Genomic DNA, 5411 nt, shown 5'->3' with positions numbered 1-5411 from the left:
CACGGGCGTCGGCCGGGGCCGCGGTGCGTCAGCCGCCGCCGTGCGTCAGCCGCCGCCGTGCGTCAGCCGCCGCCGTGCGTCAGCCGCCGCCGTGCGTCAGCCATCGCCGTGCGTCAGCCGGCGGGGCGGGCGAACCTGCGGGCGATCCGCTCGCGCTGCCGGGCCGCGTTGGTGCCGTCCAACTGCCCGGCGAAGGCCCGCCGGGCCGCCTCGACCAGGGCCGGCGGCACGTCGGGGCGGGCCGATTCGACCGCCCACAGCGCCTCGTCGGTGTCGCCGTCCAGACCCAGGCAGGTCGGCACCCCGCGCCCGGCCAGGGCACCGGCCAGCACCGCCTCGAAGACGGCCCGCAGCCGCTCCCGCTCCTCCCGCTCCTCCCGGGCCTCCCGCTCCTCCCGCTCCTCCCGGGACTCCCGTTCCGTCACGCCTCAGTCACCGCCACCGCCGCCGTTCGAGCCCCTGCGGCGCCGGTTGCGCTGCGCGCTGCGCACCACTTCCCCCGCGCGGACGGTCAGGGCCGCGACCACGCGCGTCCAGGCCGGGCCGCCGCGGTCGGCCCACACCACGCACACGCACCCGAAGATCACCAGCACCAGCAACCCGATCAGCGCCGCACCGATCACCACGACCACCCGCCTTTCCCGCGCACGTCCTGCGTGCGCCCTCGGTAGGTCCGACGTGGGGATCCTTCCACCCGGTTCGGCCGTGAACCCCGGGGCTGTGCCAGGATGCCGTAGCCGGTCTTCCCGATCCGCCCCACGCGTCCGTCGCACCCGAGGAGCCACCCGTGGCCACTGCCCGCTTCGCCACCCTGCACACCACGGCGGGCCCGATCCGCCTGGAGCTGTTCCCGTTCCACACCCCGAAGACGGTCCGCAACTTCGTCGAACTCGCCGAGGGCACCCGCGAGTACACCGACCCGCGCACGGGCGAGCCGGGCAGCGGCCCGTACTACGACGGCACGCCGTTCCACCGGGTGATCGCGGGCTTCATGATCCAGGGCGGCGACCCGACGGGCACCGGCACCGGCGGCCCGGGCTACGCCTTCGCGGACGAGTTCCACCCGGAGCTGTTCTTCACCAAGCCGTACCTGCTGGCCATGGCCAACTCCGGCCCGGGCACCAACGGTTCGCAGTTCTTCATCACGGTGGGCACCCCCGGCCACCTCAACCGCAAGCACACCATCTTCGGCCAGGTCGCCGACGCGGCCTCCAAGGCCGTGGTGGACGCGATCGCCACCGCCCCGACCGAGGGCGACCGCCCGGTGCAGGACGTGGTGGTCGAGTCCGTCGAGATCACCTGGTCCTGACCGGTCGATCCCGATGAGCGTCGAACCGGAGTCCTTCCCGCCCCGTCCGATCCGCGGGGTGCGGGCCCGCTACGTCCGCCAGGCCGGCTGCCCCTGCGACGTGGCGATCGTCGAGGTGGACTTCGAGCCCTGGGAGGAGGGCGTGCACCTGGAGGCGGCCCCGGGGGCCGTGGTGCACGGCGACTCCGATCCGAAGTACCTGGCGCTGTTCCACGCGGCGCTGGCCGAGGGGGTGCGCGAGGAACTGGCCGAGCGGGCGCCGGGTCGGGCGGTGGCGCTGGCGGTGGTGGTGCACCTGACCGTCGTGCACGAGGTGGACTCGCGCGAGCACTCCTTCCGGGTGGCCGGACGCCTGGCCGCGCGCGAGGCCCTGGTCCGGGCGTACGGCGACCCCGGTCGGGACGCGGACGGCCGCCGCCCGTAGCGCGGGCGGCGGCCGAACAATTGACGGTACGTCAGGCGCAGGTGGTGAACGTCGGGCTGGTGTTGGCGACGTAGAGGGTCGGCCCGGCGTTGGGGTCCGAGGTGACCGGGACGGTGATGGTGTCGTCGGCCGTCCACGGGATGCCGTGGGCGTCGAAGGTCCAGGAGCCGGTCACCTTGCGGGCGACCTCGGCGAGCGTCACCCAGCCGTACTGCTGCGGCGGGACGGTGACGGCGACGGCGTTGTTGACGCTGCGCGAGCCGTTCCAGACGTTGGTGAAGGTGAGGGCGGTCGTGACGGCCGCGGTGAACACGCCCGGGGTGCCGCCGGAGATGGTGGAGCTCAGCGTGCTGCCGATGCTGCTCGACCAGCCGCTGGTGTCGGTGACCGCGAAGGACTGCTGGACGGTGCCGCTGGTGTTGTTGAACCACACCGCGGAGGAGCACACCCGGGGCAGCGGCGCGGCCGGGGCCTCGCTCTGGACGGCCCAGGAGCAGGTGGAGGCGTCCTTCTGGCACTGCTTGGCGGCGTGGTCGACGGCCAGGCTGCGGGCGGCCTGCGGGAAGCCGGTGGCCCACTGCTGGTTGGCGGTGCCGTTGCAGGCGTACTGGTCGGTCCAGGCGTCGTCGTACTGGGCGCCGTTCAGCAGGTCCAGGCAGGTGCTGTCGCCGGCGTGGCGGATGAAGAACGCGTCGCCGCCGCTGGGTGCGGGCTGCATGAACCAGCGCTGGCTGGCCTGTCCGGCGCAGGTCTGCTGGCGCAGGACCGGGACGAACCAGGAGGCCAGGTCGATGCACTTGCCGGTGTCGTTGTTGACGATGGTGAAGGTGTAGTCGGAGGTGTCGACGTTCAGCCGCCAGGACTGGTGGTAGCCGGGCGCGGAGTTGGTGACGACGTAGACGCCGTCGCCGGTGTTGCCGTTCTGGACGTCGAGCCGGCGTCCGTTGCCGAGCGACGTGATGGTCAGGCACTGCTGCGGGGTCGCGCAGGCGGCGGCCGCGGCGGGTGCCGGGGCGGCGGCGTGGGCGGGTGCGGCGGCCAGGCCCAGGGCGGCGCAGCAGGTCACCAGGAAGGCCGCGAGCAGGCGCAGCCAGGGCGCCGTGCGGCCGGGGGTCGTGGTGGTGGGCAAGGAGGTGTCCTTTCAGCGGGAGGCAGGAAGGGAGAGGAGAGGGACGTCAGGGCGCGGCGGCGAAGGCCGCTTCCAGGCGCGGGACGTAGTCCACGAGGTCCTGCGCCCAGCAGCCCGCGGTGTGGCCGCCGTGGCAGTCGGCGCCCCAGCCGGTGCCGTCGCCGTAGTCGACGTAGTGGTAGGGCAGCTTGAGGGCGTCCAGGCGGTCCTTGACGCGCTTGGCGGTGCCCTCGGCCCAGAACTCCATGTCGGCGGGGTTGCCGTTGCCGTTGCCGGTGTAGACGGCGATGCCGGTGCGGTCGAGCAGGGCCAGCCGGGAGGCCGGGTCGGCGGCGTTCCAGCGCCAGTCGGCGTTGAACACCGGGTACGGGGTGCCGAAGATCGCGTCGCTGGAGACGGTGGGCCCGTAGTCGAAGCCGCAGGGGCGGCCGTCGCTGGGGCCGCACAGGACGGTGCCGGCGTTGGTCAGCATGGCGACGACGGCGCCGCGCAGGATCATCTCGTCGGTGGACAGGTCGTTGGCGCCGGACATGGTGAGGACCTGGCCGAACAGGTCGGGGCGGTCCTGGGCGTAGTGCAGGGCGCCGAAGCCGCCCATGGACAGGCCGCCGACGGCCCGGTGGGCGCGGTCGGTGCGGGTGCGCAGGTTGGCGTCGACGAACGGGAGGACCTGGGTGAGGTGGAAGGTCTCCCAGTTCTGCGCACCGGCGGGCGTGCCCTGGTCGAGCCAGTCGGTGTACCAGCCGCGCAGGCCGCCGTCCGGGATGACCGTGATCATCGACTGGGCGGCGGTGAGCGCGGGGTAGGCCAGCGCGGGGTCGCTCGGGTTGTCGGAGGCGCCGTGCAGGAAGTACAGCACGGGGTAGCGCTTGTCCGGGTGCTGCGCGTAGTCGGCGGGCAGCAGGATCCGGATGGTGTGCGGCCCGGCGACCTGCGCGGTGGTGACGGTGATGACGAAGTTGGTGGCGCTGCCGGTCGCGGTGCCGACCTGGGTGAGCCCGAAGCCGTCCGTGAGCGGCGGCGGCCCGCCGGCGTCGGCGGGAACGGCCGTCGCGGCGGCCGGGCCTGACGCGGCCGGACCCGAGGCGGCCGTCGCGGGAACGGCCGTCGCGGGGGCGGCTGCCGAGGGGGCGGCGGAGGCCGCGGGTGTCGCGGCGAGCGGGAGCAGGCAGGCGGCCAGGGCGGCGACGGCCGTGCGGGCGCGCCGCAGCCGGGCGGGCAGGTGCCGGGCTGGGGTCATGGGGGTCGTCCTCGGCCTTCGACGGTCGGTGGTGGCGGGCGGTCCTCGCGGGGTGCGCAGACGGTCGTGCCGACGGGGCCGTCCTGACGGTCCGTCTCACCACTCCTGTCTGAACATCGACAACTCTCGTCACACGGACCGTCCCGCGCCAGAGCACCCGGCGGCGCACCTGGGCCACTGGCGCATGTGGGCCACCCACCCGGGTAGGCTCCCCCGGCCACCCGGGACCACCGGGCGGCAGGGGGACACGATGACCGGGGGGTGTCGTGCACGACGTCTTGGATCCCGACTCCGAACGCGGCCGCGTCTACCGCTGCCTGGTCGGACGGCCCAGAGCCCGGGTGGCCGACCTCGCGCACGGCGCGGGCCTGGACGAGGACACCGTGCTCGCCGTGCTGCGCGACCTCGCGGACGAAGGCGTCGCCGTCGCCTTCGACGGCGCCGGCACCGCCGACGACCGCGACCACTCCTGGGAGGCGCTGCCGCCAGGCCGGGTGGTCGAGACGGTCCTGCAGCGCGACGCGCTGCGCCAGGCCACCGCCCGCCGGGCCGGCGCCGAACTCGAACGCCTCTACCGCTTCGCCCGGCGCGACGCCGGCAGCTACGGCGCGCTGGAGGTGGTCGAGGACCCCGCCCAGGTGCTCGCCGCCAGCCGCCGGCTGCAACTGGCGGCCCGGCACCAGATCCGGGTCATCGACGTGCCGCCGTACTCCGGCAGCCACGCCCACTACGCCGACCAGGAGGTGCTCCAGCGCCGCCGGATGGCCGCGGGCGTCGTCTACCGCGCGATCTACCAGGGCTGCGCGTTCGAGGACCCGGTCGCCGGGCCCAACATGGCGCGCATGGTCGAGGCCGGGGAACAGGCCCGCACCCTGGACGAGCCGCCGCTCAAGCTCGCCATCGGCGACGACGACCTCGCCATCGTCACCCTGCCCGCCGACGACCGCCCCGGCGTGGTCTCCCTGCTGATCCGCCCCTCCAGCCTGCTGCAGGCCATGACCGCGGTCTTCGAGACCCTGTGGCGCCTGGCGGTGCCGGCCAGCGTGGCCGGCGTCGACCTGCGCATCGACGAACGCGACCGGCGCATCCTCACCCTGATGGCCGGCGGCGCCACCGACGACGCCATCGCCCGCCGCCTCGGCCTGGGCCGGCGCACCGTGGTGCGCCGCGTCTCCGTCCTCCTCGCCCACCTGGGCGCCACCACCCGCTTCCAGGCCGGCGTCCAGGCCGCCCGCCGGGGCTGGCTGTGAGACGGACGCGGAGACGGACGCGGAGACGGCAGCGGCGGCGGGGCCGCGGGGCGAACTGC

Annotated in this window: 7 protein-coding genes; 3 read left to right on the top strand and 4 right to left on the bottom strand. The window is 74.6% G+C overall.

The features are described 5' to 3' along the window. Positions 1–113: 113 nt before the first annotated feature. Positions 114–425 carry a hypothetical protein gene (locus ACFV04_RS43080; protein ID WP_380536533.1) on the bottom strand — a complete coding sequence of 104 codons (312 nt, stop codon included), beginning with the start codon at positions 423–425 and terminating at the stop codon, positions 114–116. 3 nt (positions 426–428) lie between these two features. Continuing rightward, on the bottom strand, positions 429–632 hold the full coding sequence (locus tag ACFV04_RS43075) for a hypothetical protein (protein ID WP_380536531.1): 204 nt from the start codon (positions 630–632) through the stop codon (positions 429–431). Positions 633–787: 155 nt separating this feature from the next. Between ACFV04_RS43075 and ACFV04_RS43070 the strand changes: the two genes are divergently transcribed. Both ACFV04_RS43070 and ACFV04_RS43065 read left to right on the top strand, forming a co-directional pair. Then, positions 788–1309 carry a peptidylprolyl isomerase gene (locus tag ACFV04_RS43070; RefSeq protein WP_380350097.1) on the top strand — a complete coding sequence of 174 codons (522 nt, stop codon included), beginning with the start codon at positions 788–790 and terminating at the stop codon, positions 1307–1309. A gap of 13 nt (positions 1310–1322) precedes the next feature. Next, positions 1323–1733: a hypothetical protein gene (locus ACFV04_RS43065; protein WP_380536530.1), complete on the top strand. Its 411-nt coding sequence runs from the start codon at positions 1323–1325 to the stop codon at positions 1731–1733. A 31-nt stretch (positions 1734–1764) separates the two neighbouring features. Here ACFV04_RS43065 and ACFV04_RS43060 read toward each other — a convergent pair whose 3' ends face one another. Continuing rightward, on the bottom strand, positions 1765–2862 hold the full coding sequence (locus ACFV04_RS43060) for an RICIN domain-containing protein (RefSeq protein WP_380536528.1): 1098 nt from the start codon (positions 2860–2862) through the stop codon (positions 1765–1767). A 46-nt stretch (positions 2863–2908) separates the two neighbouring features. Continuing rightward, on the bottom strand, positions 2909–4102 hold the full coding sequence (locus ACFV04_RS43055) for an alpha/beta hydrolase (protein ID WP_380536527.1): 1194 nt from the start codon (positions 4100–4102) through the stop codon (positions 2909–2911). A gap of 266 nt (positions 4103–4368) precedes the next feature. Here ACFV04_RS43055 and ACFV04_RS43050 point away from each other — a divergent pair, with 266 nt between their 5' ends. After that, complete coding sequence (locus tag ACFV04_RS43050) at positions 4369–5352, top strand: hypothetical protein (protein ID WP_380350086.1); 984 nt, start codon at positions 4369–4371, stop codon at positions 5350–5352. Positions 5353–5411: the final 59 nt, after the last annotated feature.

The organism is Kitasatospora sp. NPDC059599 (genome assembly GCF_042735125.1).
GTDB lineage: Bacteria > Actinomycetota > Actinomycetes > Streptomycetales > Streptomycetaceae > Kitasatospora.
This window is presented reverse-complemented; position numbering and strand designations above follow the sequence as displayed.